Origin of the sequence: Laceyella putida, from assembly GCF_042665195.1 — a bacterium.
In the GTDB taxonomy this organism is placed as follows: domain Bacteria; phylum Bacillota; class Bacilli; order Thermoactinomycetales; family Thermoactinomycetaceae; genus Laceyella; species Laceyella putida.
The window spans coordinates 12,295-30,562 of record NZ_JBHTBW010000007.1; the positions used below are offsets into that span (position 1 = coordinate 12,295).

Here is an 18,268-nt window from a genome sequence, read left to right on the forward strand (position 1 = left end):
GGTAAAAATGAATGTTATTTTAAAATATTTGGAAATGACGATTGACTGCGCTGCTTTTTATCCTATATGATCTTGGTATGGGGAAACCGATTTCTTCCAAAGGATGAAAAGAGGCCTATCGTGACCAGTAAACAAATGACGGTGATATGACCAATGAAAATGACCATTGCTGATATTGCGCGGCTGGCTGGAGTGTCAAGATCAACGGTGTCCAAGGTGCTGAACAATTATCCGGGCATCGGGGAGAAAAACAAGCGGAAAATCTTGCAGATCATCGCCGAGACCGGTTACCAGCCATCTTATTCCGCGAGGAGGCTGTCCTCCACCAAATCGCATTTGATTGCCATGATTTACGCGGGAAACGTGAGCGCCGATTTTAACCATCCCTTTTTTGTCGATGTGATCAATGCCTTTAAAAAGGAAATCGGTTCACACGGATATGATCTGCTGTTCTTTTCCAATCAGGATGTGAGCCGGGAAAATGATGATTATCTGGCTCGGTGCCAATATTTTCAAGTGGATGGATGCATCATCATCAGCGGTGACCAAATCGAGTCCGTGATCGGGCAATTGGATGACAGTGAAATCCCGTGCATCGGGGTCGATTTATTCTTAAAAGGGACGCATTCAGGGTATATCATGTCCGACAACCACCAAATCTCCCAGTTGGTTGTGGAGCATTTTCACCGCCTGGGTTATAGGGAAATCGCCTACATTGGCGGTACGCCAGATTCAACGGTGGCGAAGATTCGGCGGCAGGGATTTGAGCATAGCATGAAAAAGCTGGGACTTCCTGTGCGGAAAGAATGGATGTTGCAGGGGGATTTTTATGTGGAGAGCGGTTATCTCGCCATGAAGCGTTTGATGGAATCCGGCAAGGCGCCTGAAGCGGTTTTTTGCGCGTCGGATTGGATGGCGGTGGGAGCGATGCAGGCGATCAAAGAAGCGGGGCTAAGGATTCCCGACGATATCGCGATTGTAGGCTGTGACAATATCAATGTCGCGCCATACCTGGATCCTCCCCTCACTTCAATCAATCAGGACAAGGAAAAGCTGGGGCGGTTGGCGGCGCGGATGTTGCTTGATTTGATGGATGGAAAAATGAGTTTCACCTCCGCTCTGGTGGAACCGGCATTGGTGGTCCGTCGGTCTTGCGGCAGTCAGGTGGAGTGAAGGGAATGGCGGAATCCCTTGTCGTGTGTTCCAAGGAGGTTTCGGTCCGGGCATGCGGACGGGCCTCCTTGTTCCCGACAAGAAACGGGGAACATGATTGAAATGATCATTTTATGACGAATCAGTCATATGGACTGCGAATTATGATAGAATGAGTGAAAGTCTTTTCTATTACATACATATGGGAGTGTTCGACTATGCCGACGATGGGCCAACCAGATTATGTGAATCAATTATTGATCCCTTTGGGAGCTGACTTGTTGCTGTTTCTCATCAAAGCAGTGGTCATCCTACTGTTTGCGGGCTTTTTTGTAAGAAAATATATCGCCCCCCTGTTCAAAAAAGAGACGAAGCCAGTGGAGCCAGTGGAAAGGCAAGCTGCGGAGGCGGCGGCGCTGGACCAACCTCAATAATGGACGAAGGATCGGCAAATGTGCAGCTTTGCCGATCCTTTTTTGTATGCGGAATCAGAAGAGGTTTACCTTTTCACGATTTTAACCGCGTCGGCTATGACATAACCGGTGCCCGAGGTCCAGCGGGACACGGCGACGACGTTTGAATCACCCGCAGTCAGGTTAAAGGTGCCGAGATGGTTCCAGATCCCCCCGCTGGAGCGTTGGGAGACATACACGCTCTGATTGCCGGATGATGTTTTGATCACATAGGGGGTGCTGTCGTTGTAGATGGAACCCGCTGGCCACCAGGCATACACATCATAACTGCCGGAAGCGGGAATGTTCACTTTAAACCAAGCGGCGTCACTGACGGCTTCGGGGTTGGCGTAGCGGTAATCCGTTCCGTATTTTTGGACGTTGGTCGTGCCGACAGCCCAGTTGCCGCTGGCGGTGAAGCGACCCGATGTGGTGTTGTCGACGATCGCATCGGTGCCGCCCCCTGTTTGGTTGACCAAGCTCATGTAATAGTTCCAATCCCAGTTGGGTCCCGGATCGGTATGGGTGGCCCCGGGAACTTGGTTGTGGCCAATGATATGGCTGCGGTCTTTCGGAATGCCGTAAGTGTCGCACAACCAGCGGGTCAGATTGGCGGAAGCGCGGTACATCGCATCCGTATACCAAGCGGGATCACTGACGTAGCCTTCATGCTCAATCCCCACGGAATGAACATTGTAATCCCAGTTGCCGGCATGCCAGGCGATATCTTTGTTTTGCACCATTTGGGTAACCTCTCCGTCACTGGAACGGATGACATAGTGGGCGCTCACCTGGGCGGAAGGGTTTTGGAACCAACTGATGGTCCCCGCATAAGAACCTTGGGTGGTGTGGATGATGACATAATTAATCGCGTTGCCGTCGGATTCCCTGTTGGCGGTGGTATAGTTGGCGCTGGATGCCGCGACCCAGCGCGCTCCGGGATAATCGGGGGTGGCTTGGGCCACAGGTAGGTCGATCCGGTTGTATTCACCGCGATTCGGGGTGACGGGGGTCGGTTTCAGTTTGACCTCTTTGCCGTTGATGACGCGGGAAACCCCGGTGTTGATGAAATGATAGACGTCATCCGCGTACCATTTTTGCGTCTGCTTGCTGGAGAGTCCGCTGTAACTGGCGACGGTGGTATACCAGTCGGCCAATTTTTTCGGCACGTCCCCTTGGTTCTGCTTTGTTGCCAATTGCCGCAACACCGCCGCGGCGCCTCGAATGTTTGATGCGATATCGCGGGTTAACACTTCTTTGTCGACACCCAACAACCGACTGGCTTGGACGAGTGAGTCATTTTGGGGGTTTTCCGCCAAGTGCATGATGCCATACCCATTGAGTTGGCTGGGCTCGCCTTGATGGTCCATCCATCTTGTTTCGGCATAACCAATCGCGAGCAGAATTTCAACGGGCACATCGAATTCGGCGGCTGCTTTGGTGAAGAGTTGGGCCAATGACTCGGGTTTATCTGTCGCCGCAATCGAAGGAGCAGGAAAGAAAGAGAGCGATAATAGGCACAATATAGAGAAACAGACGAATAAACGAGTTCTCATAAAGGGATGCCTCCTTGCCATTTGGGGATCGTGAGACGGGATAAACAGATGCCGGGACGAGATAGGAATGACATGACTGTTGTGCTGCGAAAGGTTGGGGAAAGAAAGAGAAGTGTTTAATGGGACGGAATGATAGAAGAAATTTTCTGAACTCGATTGCTTGCAAAGGGGATGCATGTCCATTTTGTATGAGCGGGGGTTAGAATCGTGCAAGATCAACTTGCCGTGTCGCTAAAGAAGGAGTTGCTGAAAGGGATGTTTTTCAAAAACGAGAGATAATTAAGAAATAGAAATAAAGCAAGTGGAAGGTTTCAATCCCTGCTTCAGGGGATTCGATATCATTATAAGAAATAATTTTCTAAAAGTAAATAATATTATTATACTTAATTTAAATAGAGGAAATTTTAATACAAAAGGGTGTAACCCACCCGATTTATTCAACGTTCGGTTAAGAAAAGCAAGAAATCCCCTTCTGTCAGGAAGGGGATGAGCGGGAGTGGATCAACGTTCTTCATGAAGATCCCAGTTTGGTTCATCTGATGACGATTCACTGTAGATCAAAGCGGTGGCGCCTTCGCCTCTATCTTCTTCCGTGGCCATGTCCGGATGCAGGAATTCTTCTGCTTCAATCCGTGGAAACGGGTTGTTTTCATGTTTCATGATCTTTCACCTCTTTTCGTGTGGTTGGAGTTGACCCGGTCAGGCATAGGGAGTTCCATCCCAGAGGAGGGATTCGAGCCGTTCCAGATCCCATTCCACGCCAATGCCGCTTCCTTCGGGAATGGTGACCAAGCCATTGACGGGCCGGACGGAAAGCAGGGATTGGAATGGGTTTGTCATCACATCCCACTCCACCGGCTCCATTTCTTCTCCGGCCATCTTGCTCCAGGCGGGCAAACAACAGTGTGCCAAGATCGCATACCAGCGTGCCAGAAAGCCATCGTAGGTATGGGGAGAGACGCGGACGCCATGGTGGCGAGCCAGCTGCAGAGTGTCTCGATAAGCTTCGATTCCGCCCAAATGCATCGGATCCGGTTGAATGATGTCCAGCAATTCCTTCTGCATAAGGGTGAGGAAATCCAACGGTTGTTGTTTGTTTTCGCCGCCGGCGACGGGGATGTCGGAGCGGGATCGCAAAAAGGCGTAGGCGCTTAAATGATTGAACGGGAGAGGCTCTTCAAACCAAAGCCATTGATCGTATTGCCGAAATAGGGAATTCCACTTGAGCGCGGTGGCTGGATCATAACTTTGATTCGCGTCGATGGCAAGCTTGATTTGTCCATCCAGCAAACGCAGCATGCGGGAGATGTGTTGTTGATCCTCTTGGAATGGTTTGCCGCCCACTTTCACTTTGATGGCGGTAAATCCGGTTGAGATGATTTGGTCTACCTGTTGGAGCGAATGGGAAATCCAATCGGGGCGCTCGGTATAGGATTGAAAGGAGGCATACACGGGAACATGCTTCCGCAAACGGCCTCCCCACAGATCGCATACGGAACAATTGGCGTGTCGGGCCAGGATTTCCGTTAAAGCCATGCTGACGGCTGTGGCCGACCGATTGTGCCATCGTTGAATGGTGGAAATGAGGTGCGTTCGGTCTGTTGCCTTTTTCCCAAGCAAAAAAGGAATGATTCGTTGCCGAAACCCTTTTTCCAGAGTGGGCAACCAATCCACACACTCTCCCCATCCTTCCAAGCCGGATTGGGTGCGTATCTGAATGAGAAAGCAGGTGCGGTAACCTTTATAGCCGTTGGCATCACCGTATGGTTCCGCAAGGGGATAATACAAAGGGAACAAATCCACTTGTTGAATAAGCATGGGTGGCCTCGCGTTTGCACTTTTTATGTAATGTGAGCTTATTCCAATAAAATCATGCAAATGGATGGACTTGATGTGTAGCCGTGTGAGGGAGATGGGTAAAAAAACTGGTTCACCCAGGTAAGTTTTGTTAAACTAGAATTGAATATATCTGAAAAGAAATAAAAATGCAAAAAAATGACCCCGTTTTACCCTGCATGGTTGTTGATCAAATAGAAAGAGGAGAGATGGCTTGGTGAATCAAGAGAATGCCCAGTCGTTGCTCTTATGTATCGGTGGAGCCCACTTGGATCGCAAAGCGGTCAGTCAAACCAAAGTCATTTTGGGCTCTTCCAATCCCGCCGTGGTTATGGAAACATGCGGCGGGGTGGCGCGCAATGTGGCTGAAACAGTGGCTCGCTTGGGAGGTTGCGTCTCCCTTCTCTCCCGCGTGGGACAAGATCGGATGGGGGAAAGAGTCATGGCGGGGACGAAACGGGCCGGCGTGGATGTTCAACTTGTCGATATCAGTCCCACGGCCCGGACGGGAACCTATACAGCGCTGATTGACCAGGGCGGCGAATTGGTTGTTTCGTTTGCCGATATGGTGATATATGAAGAGATGACGGTGGCTTGGATTGAGCCATACTGGCCTGAGATTCGTGGCGCTTCTTTGGTTTTTCTCGATGCCAATCTCCCGGAAGAGACGCTTCGTTACGTGATCGAGCGGTGCCGGCGGGAACGGGTTCCGGTTTGTGTAAATCCGGTATCCGCCCTGAAAGCGCCGAAAGTGAAGGCGTGTCTGGCCGGGATGGAAATGCTCTTTGCCAACCGCGAGGAAGCGGAGGCGTTGGCGGGCCGATCTATTTTATCGTTGGCCGATGCCAAAGCGGTGGCGGCGGACTTGGTTGGGCAAGGGGTGCGTCATGTCTTTCTCACGTTGGGCGAAGAGGGGGTGCTTTGCGCCTCATCGGATGAACTTCTCCACTTGCCGGCATCGACGGTCACGGTAGTCGACACAACCGGTGCGGGAGATGCCTTTGTGGCGGGGGTTTTGGTTCGATGGTTGCATGGGGCGGGCTGTTTGGAATCGGCCCGGTTTGGGTTGGCCGTCGCTCGGCTCGCATTGCAAACGATCGATAATGTGACGACAGAATTAAACTTTGAGCGAATTCAGCAAGGGTTAAAAGGGGAAAGCGCATGAGAGAATGGTTGCAGTTATCATCCGAAGTGGAGAGGGCAGCATCGGAAGGGCGGCCCATCGTCGCCTTGGAGAGCACGATCATTTCGCACGGCATGCCGTATCCGCACAATCTGTTCATGGCGAAAGAAGTGGAGCAGATCATTCGTGATCAAGGGGCTGTGCCGGCGACAATCGCCATCATGGATCACCGGATCAAAATCGGGCTAACCGAAAAGGAACTTCAGGAATTGGCTACCCATAAACAGGTGGAAAAAGTGAGCCGCCGTGATCTGCCTTATGTCTTGGCGATGGGGAAAATAGGAGCTACCACGGTTGCGGCGACCATGATATGCGCGGCGGGCGCGGGCATTCGCGTATTTGCCACCGGGGGGATTGGAGGGGTGCATCGGGATGGGGAACGGACGATGGACATCTCCGCCGATTTGATGGAGTTGGCCCATACCAATGTGGCTGTCGTAAGCGCTGGTGTGAAGTCAATCTTGGACATTGGGCGGACATTGGAAGTCCTGGAAACGCAAGGCGTCCCTGTCATCGGTTATCAAACCGAAGCGTTCCCTTCCTTCTATGCGCGGGAAAGCGGATATCAAGTCGATTACCGTATCGACACGCCGGAGGAGATCGCCCGGGTGATGCATGCGAAATGGCAACTGGGATTGGATGGGGGACTGGTTATCGCCAATCCTGTCCCGCGTGACGCGGCCCTGGATGCGGGAGAAATGGAAAGGGTCATTCAGCGGGCCTTGAATGAAGCCAAACAAGAAGGAATCACGGGGAAGCGGGTGACCCCCTTCCTATTGGAGCGAATCAAAGCACTCACCGCGGGCAAGAGCTTGACAGCCAATATCGCATTGGTGAAAAACAATGCCCATGTCGCGGCCCGGATCGCCGTGGCCTATCAGAAGCGGATCGAGTAATGGGGAATTATCAACAAGCCCACTCCAGCGCAAATCGCGGTGAAGTGGGCCGCATATTTTATGGGGGTCGTCGATTGAGGGAACCTTCTATGGACAACAATGTCGATTGGGAGTGTTAAGATGGGCAAACAGTTTTGGGGCGCATTTCTCTTTGGCATGGGTGTTATTGGCATACTGGATGGCATTATTTTTCACCAACTTTTGCAGTGGCATAGCATGGTAATGTATTGCACCAAAGCAGATCAGGAGCTAAGTGATGGATTTTTCCATTTGGTCGTGAAACGGGAAGAATAATGACCGGCTCAAGATGGGCTGAAGCAAAAGACGGATGATTTTGACAAGAATACACCCCATGCGCCAGGCAGATACTGAAATTATTAACTTAGGCGAGAGGTCAGGCGGCATGGAAAAAATCGGAGTGGCATTAAGTGGAGGGGGCATTGCCGGTTGCGCCCATATAGGGGTGTTGAAAGCGCTGGAAGAGCAGGGTATTCAGATTCATGCCATTGCGGGGACGAGTTCGGGGGGCATGGTGGCGGCGCTGTATGGCTATGGGTTTTCCGTGGATGAAATGATGTCGTTCATACCCTCGATGACGCGGAAAGTGTTGGACTTTGATTATAAAGAGCTCGTGCGCAAACTGTTGAGCGGCGATTTCTCCCTTCCGGGTTTGTTTAAGGGGGAGTGGCTGAATCAATGGGTCGACCGCAAGACAAAGCAAGCGGTCATGCGCGATCTTCGCCTGCCGGTGGCCGTGGTGGCGACGGATTTGAAAACGGGGAAAAAAGTGATCTTTTCTTCCCAGCCATTGGAGAATCCCTGCCCCGATTCGGAAGTGATTACGGATATCCCCATTGCCGTAGCCGTGCAGTCGAGCTGTTCGATTCCGCTCTTGTTCAGGCCGGTTGAATATGAGAATCGCGTGCTTGTCGATGGGGGGCTTGTCGATAATTGTCCTGTCACGACGCTTCAGGCCATGGGAGCGGAGCGGGTCATCGCCATCAACATGGTGTCAGTTGAACCGGTTGAGTCACCTTTCCCGTCCGGCCTGTCCGTGTTGAAGCGGGCAGTGAGCATCGGTTTGGCGCACCAAATCAAGCATGTGACGCAACGAGCCGACCTGGTGTTGCAGCCTGAAGCCAAATCGATTGGCATCTTTGATTTTGACAAATCGCGCCTCTGCCTGCAATTGGGGTATGAACATGCGCTGAAACAGATGGACCAGATCAAACGGATCCTTCATTCCAGGATGGCGAATGAATCTGTGTAGGACAGGCGACCGGTTGAAAGAAGCTACTGGCTTTTGCTGTCAGTAGCTTCTTTTTTATATCCTTGCGAACGAGAAAACCCAACTTCAGCCTGGGGATTTTGAAACCATAGATTATTTTAAATACGGATATGAGAATAATAGTCAGTATTCAGATACTTCTAGTTTTTTGGATAAATGACGCATCATGAAGATCGATCGTGTTGGTGTTCACGAAAAAGCGTTTATTGATAAAAAATGGGCTATTCCTTGTATGTGACTCGATTGATGATCTGCTTGAATTTTAATAAGAGGATAACTCCACCTATATTCCGGTTCAGATGGATACAGCTAAGAAATGGACAGCATGGGCGAGAAACCCGCCCACGGGGTATAAAGAGGCTGGATGGCTAGCCCGCCAATAGTAAACACCAATACGATCGACCAACCTAATGCCCGGGCATCTCGGTGCGGCAAGGTCCAAACCACGTGGCCCAAAAATTAAGCAATACGACTTTGCCACGATAGTCGCTTAATTTGCCATCAAGTGTTTGTACTTGAAAATTGGGAGCAAAATCACCGACCTCCAACTGTTCTTTATCTTTTTACATAAAGCTTTGAAAAAGCGCGAAGGTGCTAAACCTATCACAAGCAACAGAACAGTCTGCGTATCCAGTATCTTTGCTGATGATTCATGGAAGGGTATCTCCTTTTGCAACAATCTGATAGCCGATCGCTTAAGACCAGCTTAACTTCATGATTTTATTTTTAAGAGGAGCAAACCATTTAAGGTAACTAACAGCGTTGCCCCCATATCGGCAAAGACGGCCATCCAAAGCGTAAGCCAGCCTGGGATGATAAGCAGCAACGCTACAGCTTTAATGATGAGGGAGAAGGTGATGTTTTGTTTGATAATGCGTAAGGCTTTGCGGCTCAACTTAATGGTAAAAGGCAATTTCCTTAAATCGTCACCCATTAAAGTGATATCTGCCGTTTCAAGAGCTGTGTCAGTTCCGACTCCACCCATGGCGATGCCTACGGTAGCAGCGGCCAAAGCGGGGGCGTCATTCACTCCGTCTCCGACCATTGCCACTTTGGAGCCATTTGATCGCAGTTCCTTAATAAACTCTAGCTTTTGATGTGGTAGAAGATCGGCTTGAACCTCGCCAACTTCTAAACGCTGACCAATGGCATTTGCGGTTGCTTGGTTATCTCCAGTTAACATGACGGTTTTATCAATGCCCATTTGATGAAGTTGTTGAATGACTTCTTTACTACTTTCACGAACTTCGTCAGCCACAGCAATCAGGGCGAGCGCTTCAATATCGATTCCTAAGATCATTACCGTTTTGCCTTGGATCTGGAGCATTTGAATCAAGTGAGCCTGCTCCTCAGATAAGCCATTTGGCAACAACTCATTGAATAAAGCTGGACTTCCCACATAATACTGGGTTCCTTGGACCTTAGCCTGTACCCCTTTACCTGTAATGGAGGTGAATTCTTCTACGGCCAATGATTGAGTATCCAAATTTTTTTCTTCGGCTTTTCGAATAATCGATGAAGCGAGTGGATGCTGAGAGTTTTTTTCAATGGCAGCTGTAATCGCCAGGAACTCGTCTTCTTTGTCTTTCACAAAGGCTGTCATATCTGTTACGACTGGAACTCCTTTGGTTAAGGTTCCAGTTTTGTCGAAAGCAACGGCAGAGAGAGTTCCTGCTTCTTCCAAGTAAATTCCACCTTTAATTAATACACCATTACGTGCCGCATTACCGATTGCCGTTACAATGGACACAGGGGTTGAAATCACCAGTGCGCATGGACATCCGACGACCAAAAGCGCCAACCCCCGATAAATCCAATCATTCCAGTCCGCTTGAAATACGAGAGGGGGAATGACGGCAGTAAATAAACCTGCAATCAGGATGGCTGGAGTGTAAATCTTCGCAAAGCGATCAACAAAAGCTTGGGAAGGGGCGCGTTCTGCTTGAGCTTCTTCAACCAAATGAATAATTTTTGCAATGGTTGTATCTTCAACCCGTTTGGTTACTTTCACTTCCAATGCGCCTTCTTCGTTTAGCGTACCGGCATAGACTTCATCGCCCATAGACTTGGTCACTGGAATTGATTCCCCTGTGATCGGGGCTTGGTTGATGGTAGTGGTCCCTTTAACAACAATCCCATCCATGGCAAGCTTTTGTCCAGGTTTGACAATCATGATGTCACCGATTTGGATTTCATCCACGGGAATGCTCTTTTCATCGTTTCCACGCCGAATGAGAGCCTGCTGGGGTGCGATATCCATCAATGAGCGTATGGACTGTCGAGCTTTATCCATTGAATAAGTTTCTAACATTTCACTAATCGCAAACAAAATGACCACGGTCGCACCTTCGGCCCATTCTCCAATGGCAACTGCGCCAAGAACAGCGATCGTCATGAGTGTGTGCATGTCGAATTGCAACCGAATAAGGTTTGTGATTCCTCGTTTAAATAAATCATAACCGGATACAAACATAGCTAATAAGTATGAAATGGTGGCGGAACTACTGCTTTCTCCAAAATACCAGCCAAGGAGGGAAAAACCGAGTGAAATGAGTATTTGCAACAATTCTTTGCGCTTCCAGAAAGGTTTCTTTTCTATTTGAACATTTAGGCTGTCTGGATAAAGCTTAAGGTTTTCAAGAGATCCGGCTTGTTCTAGCGCTTTCATAGTGGGATCCCCGTAGATCGTAATTTTGGAGGCCCCAAAATTGACTTGGGCATCGATGACTCCAGGTAGCTTTTTCACATTGTCTTCAAACTTGGCAGCACACCCGGCACAAGTGAAACCTTCAACACGAAAGACCTTTTTATTGGGTGATTGAACCAAATGAATCCACTCCTTTTGTTTTTAGATGGAGCGCGAATAAGATCTGGACATTGTCATTTTGCACGTCATTTCTCTCCTAATGAGTTATAATTTATGCCCTTCATTTAAATTGTAGGATTCAACGATTAAATGGTTAAATCAATATTTGAATATATAGTTGTTGAATGTAATCAAGAGATGAACTAATATGATAAATGAATAATTGCTCATATAAGATAATAACATGGAAAGCAGGAGATGAAAAAGTGAAAAAAGATAAACACGTTTTTTTGTCGGAAGATACTGTAGAAGAGGCCAGTCTCATTTTTAAGGCGTTGGCTGATCCTACCCGTATTCGCTTATTATTCTTGTTGTCTGAAGAGGAGTGCTCGGTGAGTCATATTGCTGAAGTATTGGGGCTATCCCAATCGGCCGTCTCTCATCAACTCTCCTTATTACGTTCTTTGCGTTTAGTTAAAGCGCGCAGAGAGGGGCGTACGATTTATTACACATGTGACGACGAGCATGTAGTAAAACTATTACATCAAACGATTCATCATGTGGAACATGATTAAAGGGGGAAATGCGATGCATCATCACCATCATCACGGGCATGGGCACCATGTTCATGACCATCAGCGGGACGCCAATAAAAAAAGTTTAACCTTTGCATTGATCATCACTGTGGCAATAATGTTCCTTGAATTGATAGGGGGGCTAATGACCAACAGCTTAGCTCTTTTGTCTGATTCCGGGCATATGTTGAGTGATGTCAGCTCCTTGGCGTTAAGTTTGCTGGCCATGTGGTTTGCGGCCCGCCCGCCGTCTCCCCGCAAAACCTATGGTTATTATCGTTTCGAAATTTTGGCTGCTCTTTTTAATGGAGTCACTCTATTTGTCGTTGCTGGATTTATCATTTGGGAAGCGGTAGAAAGATTTATCAATCCACCGAAAGTAGCTAGTGGATCGATGATGATGATCGCCGCCATCGGTTTGATAGCCAATCTCCTTAGCGCTGGGGTTTTAATGAGGGGAGGGGATGTAAAAGAGAATGTGAATGTGCGAAGCGCTTACTTGCATGTATTGGGAGACGCGCTTGGTTCGGTTGGGGCCATTTTTGCTGGCTTGTTCATGATGGCGTTTTCTTGGTATATCGCTGATCCGATCATCAGTGTGATCGTGGCTCTCCTCATTTTAAAAAGTGCATGGGGAGTTGTGGTTCATTCTGTACATATTTTGATGGAAGGGTCACCTATTACGATTGATCGCGATAAAGTGAAAAAGGTTCTTGAGAATATTCCAGGGGTAATTAATGTTCATGATTTGCATATTTGGACCATCACATCAGGAATGGATACATTGTCTTGCCATATGTTGGTGGAGGAAAAAGCAAATACGCAAACAGTTCTCCAGCAAGCAATTCAAGAAATAGAAAGTCATTTTGCTATAAAACATACGACAATCCAGGTTGAAACGAAAGAGTTTCAGCATCATGAGCACCATTTAGTTCATTAACATGATAAGTAAATTTGTAGATATGTAAGCGTTCACCTTTTTGCAACAATGTCATTCAAATGTATATGTTAACATTTTGTATGAACATATACGCATGTATTGAAGAGTTGAAAGGGGTTCTTGGTGCCACCGTTTATGTGGCTGGCCCGCAAATGGCTTTCCCTAGTTAAAAATCGGGTAACAACGTTGAGTTTGCGCATCTTTGCACAGTTTTACAGTATCATATTCCTTTTGTTTCTTTTTGTAGTGGTTTATTATAGTTTTCTTTTGTCGTTTTAACAGGGATGCTATTTTCTTTTGGTGGAGTGTCTGATAATCCTCTGGACGATACCCCAGTGGATTTATGTGAGCATAACAGGAATCCTCGTATTCATGATTTCACCAAACCACACTATACATGTGAGTGTTTGAGAAACGGGCGGTTAATGTGTATGTACAAATGATATCAAGAGATAGCAAACGGACAGACCTGCGAGGGTGTAAATGGCAAAGTGGGTCGTGTTTAACATTTGCAATGCTTTGGCTCCCATTTCATTTAGGCCAATGTGAGCGATGAATGTTAATGCTATGCCGATTAGAACACCATAATAGAAACTGGAAGCGGAACCTGTGAGCATGCCGATCGCGCTACCTACTCCTAGAGATAGGGATAGTAGGAAAGTGATAGTTACAATGGGGATGAAACGGGTTCCGTTTGCTATTAATGGTGTGAGTAAAGCCAATCCTTCCGGTATGTGGTGAATCAACAAAGCGCCAACTAATGATGTGACCAATCTCGAATCCAAAAACAAAGTGGCCCCTAGAGAGATCCCCAAGGGAAGATTATGCAAACTAATGCCAATGCCAATGAGTATAATGGAATTCATTAATTGCAGGTGCTTATGAGTAGTAAAAATGATAAGGCGTGAAAAGAATGATTCTAAAGCGCTGATCAGTACGATTCCGATAATGATACCTGTTAGTAGAGAAGGGACCTCATACCGTTTCCAAGCTTCTGGGACCAGTTCAAATATAACAATGCCAGATATTAATCCCGAAGAAATTGCATAAATCGCTTCTTGCGTTAAAATCGGGATACGCGTTTGAGACTCCACACGGCTGAAGCTGTGGGATTCTTGGGTAGTTAGCGCACTCAATCCATTTCTGCTTCGTGCAACTCCCAAGTTCAGGGCTGTCTCATCAGCCCGTCCCATGCAGTTCTACAACTCATGTTGCATGTACCCACATGGGTGGAACACCTGTTACCGGCGTTCTAGCTCCGTTTCACTCACTCTCATGATTTTACCCAGTGGGAGAGATTGGTTCGCCACTGGAACCCCATATCATGACGTACAGAGGGAACAAAACCCACTACCAGTGGGATGAGTACCGCTCATGCGTTCGATTGTACTGAAAATTGTTTCTCTTAGCAATCCCATAAAGGGATTACCGGGCAACGCCGACTTTCATCCCACGATTGAAACCGTGGGCTTTCAGTCAGCAAAAATCTGTAAAATAACTAATGCTGGCCCCGATCAAAAAGCCTCCCATGCCCAACAAAGTGATTAAACAGGGATAAACAAGATAAGCCGACATGTAGACCTCTCCTTAGGCCGATTATTTTTATGTAATCCTTTCGGTTCGAGTATAGTGAATTCCTTTATCTTACAATGTTACAATACTCTAAACAATGAACGTTCATGCATGTTTTTGAGCGTTGATAAAAGCGTTTGCATTTTTTCGAGCAGGAATGCAATGGAGCAAATTTGGTCTTACTGAGTCTAACTTCATAAGAATCTCATATTTTTGTCTTAAAATGTTTTCAGACAAACGCACAAATGGAAATGATTTTACCAGGGGGATTTGTTAGATGAAGCGACTCACTCTCTTATCTATTAGCTTGCTTATGGTTTTAGCAATCGCATTAACAGCTTGCAATCATACGAGCAATACTGATCAATCCAATATGCAGGGCATGGATCACAGTAAGATGGGACATGGTAATAACAATACATCTGATCAAGGAGCAACTCAAAATAGAATTACTTTAAACACTAAAAATGTAACAAGAATTAATCAAGATGACCCTATCAAAGTTGCTGTGGAAACATCACAAATTGTCTGGCCGGCTACCACGGATCAAAATCGACCCGGCACCGTTCTTTTGGGATTAAAAGGAGACTGGAAAGTCAACTTGCCTTCCGTGACCCTTATCCATCATCCCAACAATGGTCCGCTGCTCTATGCCGAGAAGGATAACGTCCCAGATATCACTTTAAAGGAAATTCAAAGATTGAATCCGATGGGAAGCCCATCGAATAACGGAATACAGGTGATACTGATAGGGAATTTCTCTTCAAAGGTAAAGCAACAGTTAGAGGCTAAAGGTTTTAAGGTGGATAACATCACCGGCAACGAACCGACACAAATGGCCAACAAACTGGATGCTTATTATGCTAAAGCAAGCGGTGGTAACTTCCCAGCGGGAGTCATTGTCGGTTCATTAGATGCACCAGAATACACGTTGCCCTCTGCCAACTGGATTGCCCATATGCCGGAACCTCTGCTATATGTAAGGAAAGATAGTCTCCCTAACGCAACAGTAGATGCGTTAAAACAAAGAGGCGGCAAAGCCAATATCTACATTTTAGGACCAGAACAAGTCGTATCCAAATCAGTTGAGGAGCAACTGAAACAATACGGAAAAGTGATTCGCATCAGTGGTGCAAATCCAGAAGAAAATGCGATTGCTTTTGTTCAATATAAAGACCAAGCAACCGGATTTGGTTGGGGTGTAACCGAACCGGGTCATGGATTTACATTTAATCGGGTCAAAAATATAGACGCCGCTATTCCGACAGCTGCCTTTGCCCATTTAGGAAAGCATGCCCCGATGTTACTATTGGATGGCGAGGAGCTTTCAGGAAAATTACATGAATATTTAATGGGTATGCAACCAAAGTTCAAAGACGATCCCACTGTGGGTCCCTATAACCATGGTTATGTGATAGGCTCCGAAAAGGCGATCCCTTTCACGACTCAAGGGATGATTGATCAAATGCTTGAAATCACATCCGAGAGCGGTGGCGGTCATGGCGGCGGTCATAACTGAAGTTAATCGAATAGAAAAGAATATTGCTTTTTTCTCTTAAACCCTGCCGACTTTTAAGTATATTTTCTTGTAACCATAACGGATTAAGCTCAATGAATGGCATAGGTATATTCCTATGTCTTCTTCTTTTTTCTGGGTGGACCATATTGTTGAATTACTTTTAAACTCTAAGGGACTCTGAGCAATGTCAAGGGAAAAAAGGATGGGAAATACTGATGAGAAAAATATTGATTGTTGATGATGAAGAAAAAATACGCGAAGTGTTAGTTTCCTACCTTAAGAAAGAAGGCTATGTGCCTTTAGAGGCCGCTAATGGAACAATATATTTAATAAAGAATCTCCGGACTTTGTGATCCTTGACCTTATGTTGCCGGATGTTTCGGGTGAAACGATATGCCAGCGAATTCGTGAACAATCACCTGTTCCTATATTGATGTTAACGGCTAAAGTGTCAGAAGGAGACAGGATTAAGGGATTGGCGTTAGGCGCGGATGATTATGTGATTAAGCCTTTTAGCCCTCGGGAAGTAGTGGCCCGCATTAAAGCCATCTTGCGCCGTTCAAGTCAGGATTTATTGGCATCTCGTGTTTCTTATAAGGATGGAGAATTAATTATAGATACGGCTAAACAGGAAGTATTAAAAAATGGCGAGGTTATTTCTCTTACGCCTGCTGAGTTTAAGTTATTATTGGTTTTTGCCCGTCATCCCGACCGTTCCTTTTCCCGTGAGGAGTTAATTGAGAGAGCTTTCGGTATAAGCTATATGGGAGATGACCGTACGATCGATCAACACATTAAAAATCTGAGACAAAAGATTGAAACGAATCCTAAAAAGCCACAGTATATCATCACTGTTTATGGATTTGGTTATCGGTTTGATGGAAGGACTGTATAAGCATGAAAAGACGATTGGCATGGGCTTTTATTTGTGTAGCGTCCGGGATGATCAGTTTATCCACTGTTATTTTTATCATCGGAATGCATTATCATCTATCCCTTTTTCTTAAAGAGATTCCTTTGCCTAACCCTCAAGTCATCAATTTAAGTCACCATTTTGAACAGGCCTTGATTCAATCGATTATATGGACTGCGATTGGTACGATATGCTTGGCCATGGCGATTAGTTTTTATGTAGCCAAAAAGATTACATCCCCATTAATTGAAATGAGAAGAGTAGCGGAAAAAATAACCCAAGGGAATTTGGAGATTCGCATTAAAATGGCTGGCAAAGATGAATTATCCGATTTGGGTCAAGCGCTAAACCATTTGACGGATGAATTGAAAAAACAGGAATCTTTGAGGCGAAATTTAACCTCGGATATCGCTCACGAGTTAAGGACTCCTTTAGCCACCTTAAAGAGTCATATGGAAGCTTTCGAAGACGGAATCTGGGAACCGACTCCCGAACGAATAAGGTCTTGCTATGAAGAATTAGAGCGATTAATTCATTTGGTGGGGGACTTAGAACAATTAACTAACGTAGAATCTCCTGGATTTAAACTAAAGAAAAAAGAAGAATGCTTAAGTGAAATTGTTGAACAAAGTGTAAAAACAATGGAAACCGCATTTATAACAAAGGATGTTGAATTGTTGAATTTTGCTACAGCAAAGATACCTATATTCGTCGATCGGAATCGGATGATTCAAATATTGATCAACCTGTTATCTAATGCCTTGAAATTTACTCCATCAGGCGGAAAAGTCATTGTTGATGTAAAAGAAGAAGGTGAAAAAGTTATTATCATTGTGAAAGATACAGGTATCGGAATTCCCACATCAGAAATACCAAAGGTATTTGAACGATTTTATCGTGTTGATAAATCACGCAATTTAAAATTAGGTGGTAGTGGCATAGGTTTAACCATAGTGAAAAAGTTGGTTGAGGCACATGAAGGTACTGTGGATATAGAAAGCGACAGAGAAAAAGGAACGAGTGTCATAATTACTTTGAAAAAGATGAAGTCAACGGGAGTGGTTTAGAAAAGTTTCCCTTTTACAGATTTTATGCTGTCTGAAAGCCCACGGTTTCAATCGTGGGATGAAAGACGGCGTTGCTCGGTATCCCCATAAAGGGGATGCTTAGAGCAACTATTTTTTTTCTTTTGATGTTGCAGTTTGTGCATCGAATGGTTAGGATCTGGATATGGAACAAGACTACAGAAGAACAACGATCTCTTTAATCAACTATCATTTTGTTTTCTGTCCGCGCTATCGAAAAAAAGTACTGGTGAATCGAGTAGAAGAGCGATTCAAGGTCTGGTGACCGAAATTTGTGAAGAGAATGAATGGGTGATTGTTGCTGTGGAAGTCATGCCTGATCATTGTCATTTGTTCTTGAACGGTCTTCTCACTCATTCACCATCGGATATCATGGCAAAAGTAAAAGGAGTGACTTCAAGAAGACTGAGATAAGAATTTAAGCACTTGCCCCATCTGGTAAGTCTTTGGACACGTTCTTTCTTCGTTAGTACAGCAGGAAATGTATCAAGTGAA

Annotated in this window: 17 protein-coding genes and 2 pseudogenes; 13 read left to right on the top strand and 6 right to left on the bottom strand. The window is 46.2% G+C overall.

Features of this window, described 5'->3' with window-relative positions; all coding sequences use genetic code 11:
* Positions 1 to 153 precede the first annotated feature (153 nt).
* Both ACFQNG_RS03625 and ACFQNG_RS03630 read left to right on the top strand, forming a co-directional pair.
* A complete protein-coding gene (locus tag ACFQNG_RS03625; RefSeq protein ID WP_379863496.1) occupies positions 154 to 1,173 on the top strand; it encodes a LacI family DNA-binding transcriptional regulator in 1,020 nt (339 codons plus the stop codon).
* Positions 1,174 to 1,370: 197 nt separating this feature from the next.
* The gene (locus ACFQNG_RS03630; RefSeq protein WP_379863497.1) at positions 1,371 to 1,586 is read left to right on the top strand and encodes a hypothetical protein; all 216 of its coding nucleotides are present in this window, start codon (positions 1,371 to 1,373) and stop codon (positions 1,584 to 1,586) included.
* Positions 1,587 to 1,651: 65 nt separating this feature from the next.
* Here ACFQNG_RS03630 and ACFQNG_RS03635 read toward each other — a convergent pair whose 3' ends face one another.
* The 3 genes from ACFQNG_RS03635 to ACFQNG_RS03645 all read right to left on the bottom strand — a co-directional run bounded on the left by ACFQNG_RS03635 (position 1,652) and on the right by ACFQNG_RS03645 (position 4,978).
* On the bottom strand, positions 1,652 to 3,160 hold the full coding sequence (locus tag ACFQNG_RS03635; RefSeq protein ID WP_379863499.1) for a golvesin C-terminal-like domain-containing protein: 1,509 nt from the start codon (positions 3,158 to 3,160) through the stop codon (positions 1,652 to 1,654).
* A 501-nt stretch (positions 3,161 to 3,661) separates the two neighbouring features.
* Positions 3,662 to 3,820, bottom strand: a complete 159-nt coding sequence (locus ACFQNG_RS03640) for a hypothetical protein (RefSeq protein ID WP_379863500.1) — start codon at positions 3,818 to 3,820, stop codon at positions 3,662 to 3,664.
* A gap of 39 nt (positions 3,821 to 3,859) precedes the next feature.
* Entirely contained in the window at positions 3,860 to 4,978 is a 1,119-nt protein-coding gene (locus ACFQNG_RS03645) for a mandelate racemase/muconate lactonizing enzyme family protein (protein WP_379863501.1), read from the bottom strand.
* Between the two features lie 235 nt (positions 4,979 to 5,213).
* Between ACFQNG_RS03645 and ACFQNG_RS03650 the strand changes: the two genes are divergently transcribed.
* The 4 genes from ACFQNG_RS03650 (at position 5,214) to ACFQNG_RS03665 (ending at position 8,345) form a co-directional block, all read left to right on the top strand.
* Positions 5,214 to 6,161 (top strand): carbohydrate kinase family protein, encoded by a 948-nt coding sequence (locus ACFQNG_RS03650; RefSeq protein ID WP_379863502.1) that lies wholly within the window; start codon positions 5,214 to 5,216, stop codon positions 6,159 to 6,161.
* Positions 6,158 to 7,075 (top strand): pseudouridine-5'-phosphate glycosidase, encoded by a 918-nt coding sequence (locus ACFQNG_RS03655; RefSeq protein WP_379863503.1) that lies wholly within the window; start codon positions 6,158 to 6,160, stop codon positions 7,073 to 7,075. The genes ACFQNG_RS03650 and ACFQNG_RS03655 overlap by 4 nt, the downstream gene beginning before the upstream one ends.
* Before the next feature lie 120 nt (positions 7,076 to 7,195).
* Positions 7,196 to 7,369, top strand: a complete 174-nt coding sequence (locus tag ACFQNG_RS03660; RefSeq protein WP_379863504.1) for a DUF2243 domain-containing protein — start codon at positions 7,196 to 7,198, stop codon at positions 7,367 to 7,369.
* Positions 7,370 to 7,478: 109 nt separating this feature from the next.
* Entirely contained in the window at positions 7,479 to 8,345 is an 867-nt protein-coding gene (locus ACFQNG_RS03665) for a patatin-like phospholipase family protein (RefSeq protein WP_379863505.1), read from the top strand.
* Between the two features lie 434 nt (positions 8,346 to 8,779).
* On the opposite strand, the pseudogene ACFQNG_RS03670 reads toward ACFQNG_RS03665, so the two are convergent.
* Together ACFQNG_RS03670 and ACFQNG_RS03675 are read right to left on the bottom strand one after the other, a co-directional pair.
* A pseudogene (locus tag ACFQNG_RS03670) lies at positions 8,780 to 8,911 on the bottom strand (redoxin domain-containing protein); the annotation flags it as partial.
* Between the two features lie 164 nt (positions 8,912 to 9,075).
* Positions 9,076 to 11,190, bottom strand: a complete 2,115-nt coding sequence (locus ACFQNG_RS03675) for a heavy metal translocating P-type ATPase (RefSeq protein ID WP_379863506.1) — start codon at positions 11,188 to 11,190, stop codon at positions 9,076 to 9,078.
* A 245-nt stretch (positions 11,191 to 11,435) separates the two neighbouring features.
* On the opposite strand from ACFQNG_RS03675, the gene ACFQNG_RS03680 reads away from it, so the two are divergent.
* Entirely contained in the window at positions 11,436 to 11,744 is a 309-nt protein-coding gene (locus ACFQNG_RS03680) for an ArsR/SmtB family transcription factor (protein ID WP_379863507.1), read from the top strand.
* 13 nt (positions 11,745 to 11,757) lie between these two features.
* Complete coding sequence (locus tag ACFQNG_RS03685; protein WP_379863509.1) at positions 11,758 to 12,684, top strand: cation diffusion facilitator family transporter; 927 nt, start codon at positions 11,758 to 11,760, stop codon at positions 12,682 to 12,684.
* A gap of 422 nt (positions 12,685 to 13,106) precedes the next feature.
* Here the strand turns inward: ACFQNG_RS03685 and ACFQNG_RS03690 are convergent, their stop codons facing one another.
* The gene (locus tag ACFQNG_RS03690) at positions 13,107 to 13,877 is read right to left on the bottom strand and encodes a ZIP family metal transporter (protein ID WP_379863510.1); all 771 of its coding nucleotides are present in this window, start codon (positions 13,875 to 13,877) and stop codon (positions 13,107 to 13,109) included.
* Positions 13,878 to 14,058: 181 nt separating this feature from the next.
* Here ACFQNG_RS03690 and ACFQNG_RS03695 point away from each other — a divergent pair, with 181 nt between their 5' ends.
* From ACFQNG_RS03695 to tnpA, 5 genes and pseudogenes are all read left to right on the top strand, one after another.
* A complete protein-coding gene (locus ACFQNG_RS03695; protein WP_379863511.1) occupies positions 14,059 to 14,232 on the top strand; it encodes a hypothetical protein in 174 nt (57 codons plus the stop codon).
* A gap of 301 nt (positions 14,233 to 14,533) precedes the next feature.
* Positions 14,534 to 15,775: a cell wall-binding repeat-containing protein gene (locus tag ACFQNG_RS03700; protein ID WP_379863512.1), complete on the top strand. Its 1,242-nt coding sequence runs from the start codon at positions 14,534 to 14,536 to the stop codon at positions 15,773 to 15,775.
* A gap of 364 nt (positions 15,776 to 16,139) precedes the next feature.
* Positions 16,140 to 16,670 carry a winged helix-turn-helix domain-containing protein gene (locus ACFQNG_RS03705; RefSeq protein WP_379863513.1) on the top strand — a complete coding sequence of 177 codons (531 nt, stop codon included), beginning with the start codon at positions 16,140 to 16,142 and terminating at the stop codon, positions 16,668 to 16,670.
* 2 nt (positions 16,671 to 16,672) lie between these two features.
* Complete coding sequence (locus ACFQNG_RS03710; RefSeq protein ID WP_379863514.1) at positions 16,673 to 17,755, top strand: sensor histidine kinase; 1,083 nt, start codon at positions 16,673 to 16,675, stop codon at positions 17,753 to 17,755.
* 163 nt (positions 17,756 to 17,918) lie between these two features.
* Positions 17,919 to 18,187 (top strand): annotated as a pseudogene (tnpA, locus tag ACFQNG_RS03715) (IS200/IS605 family transposase).
* Positions 18,188 to 18,268 lie beyond the last annotated feature (81 nt).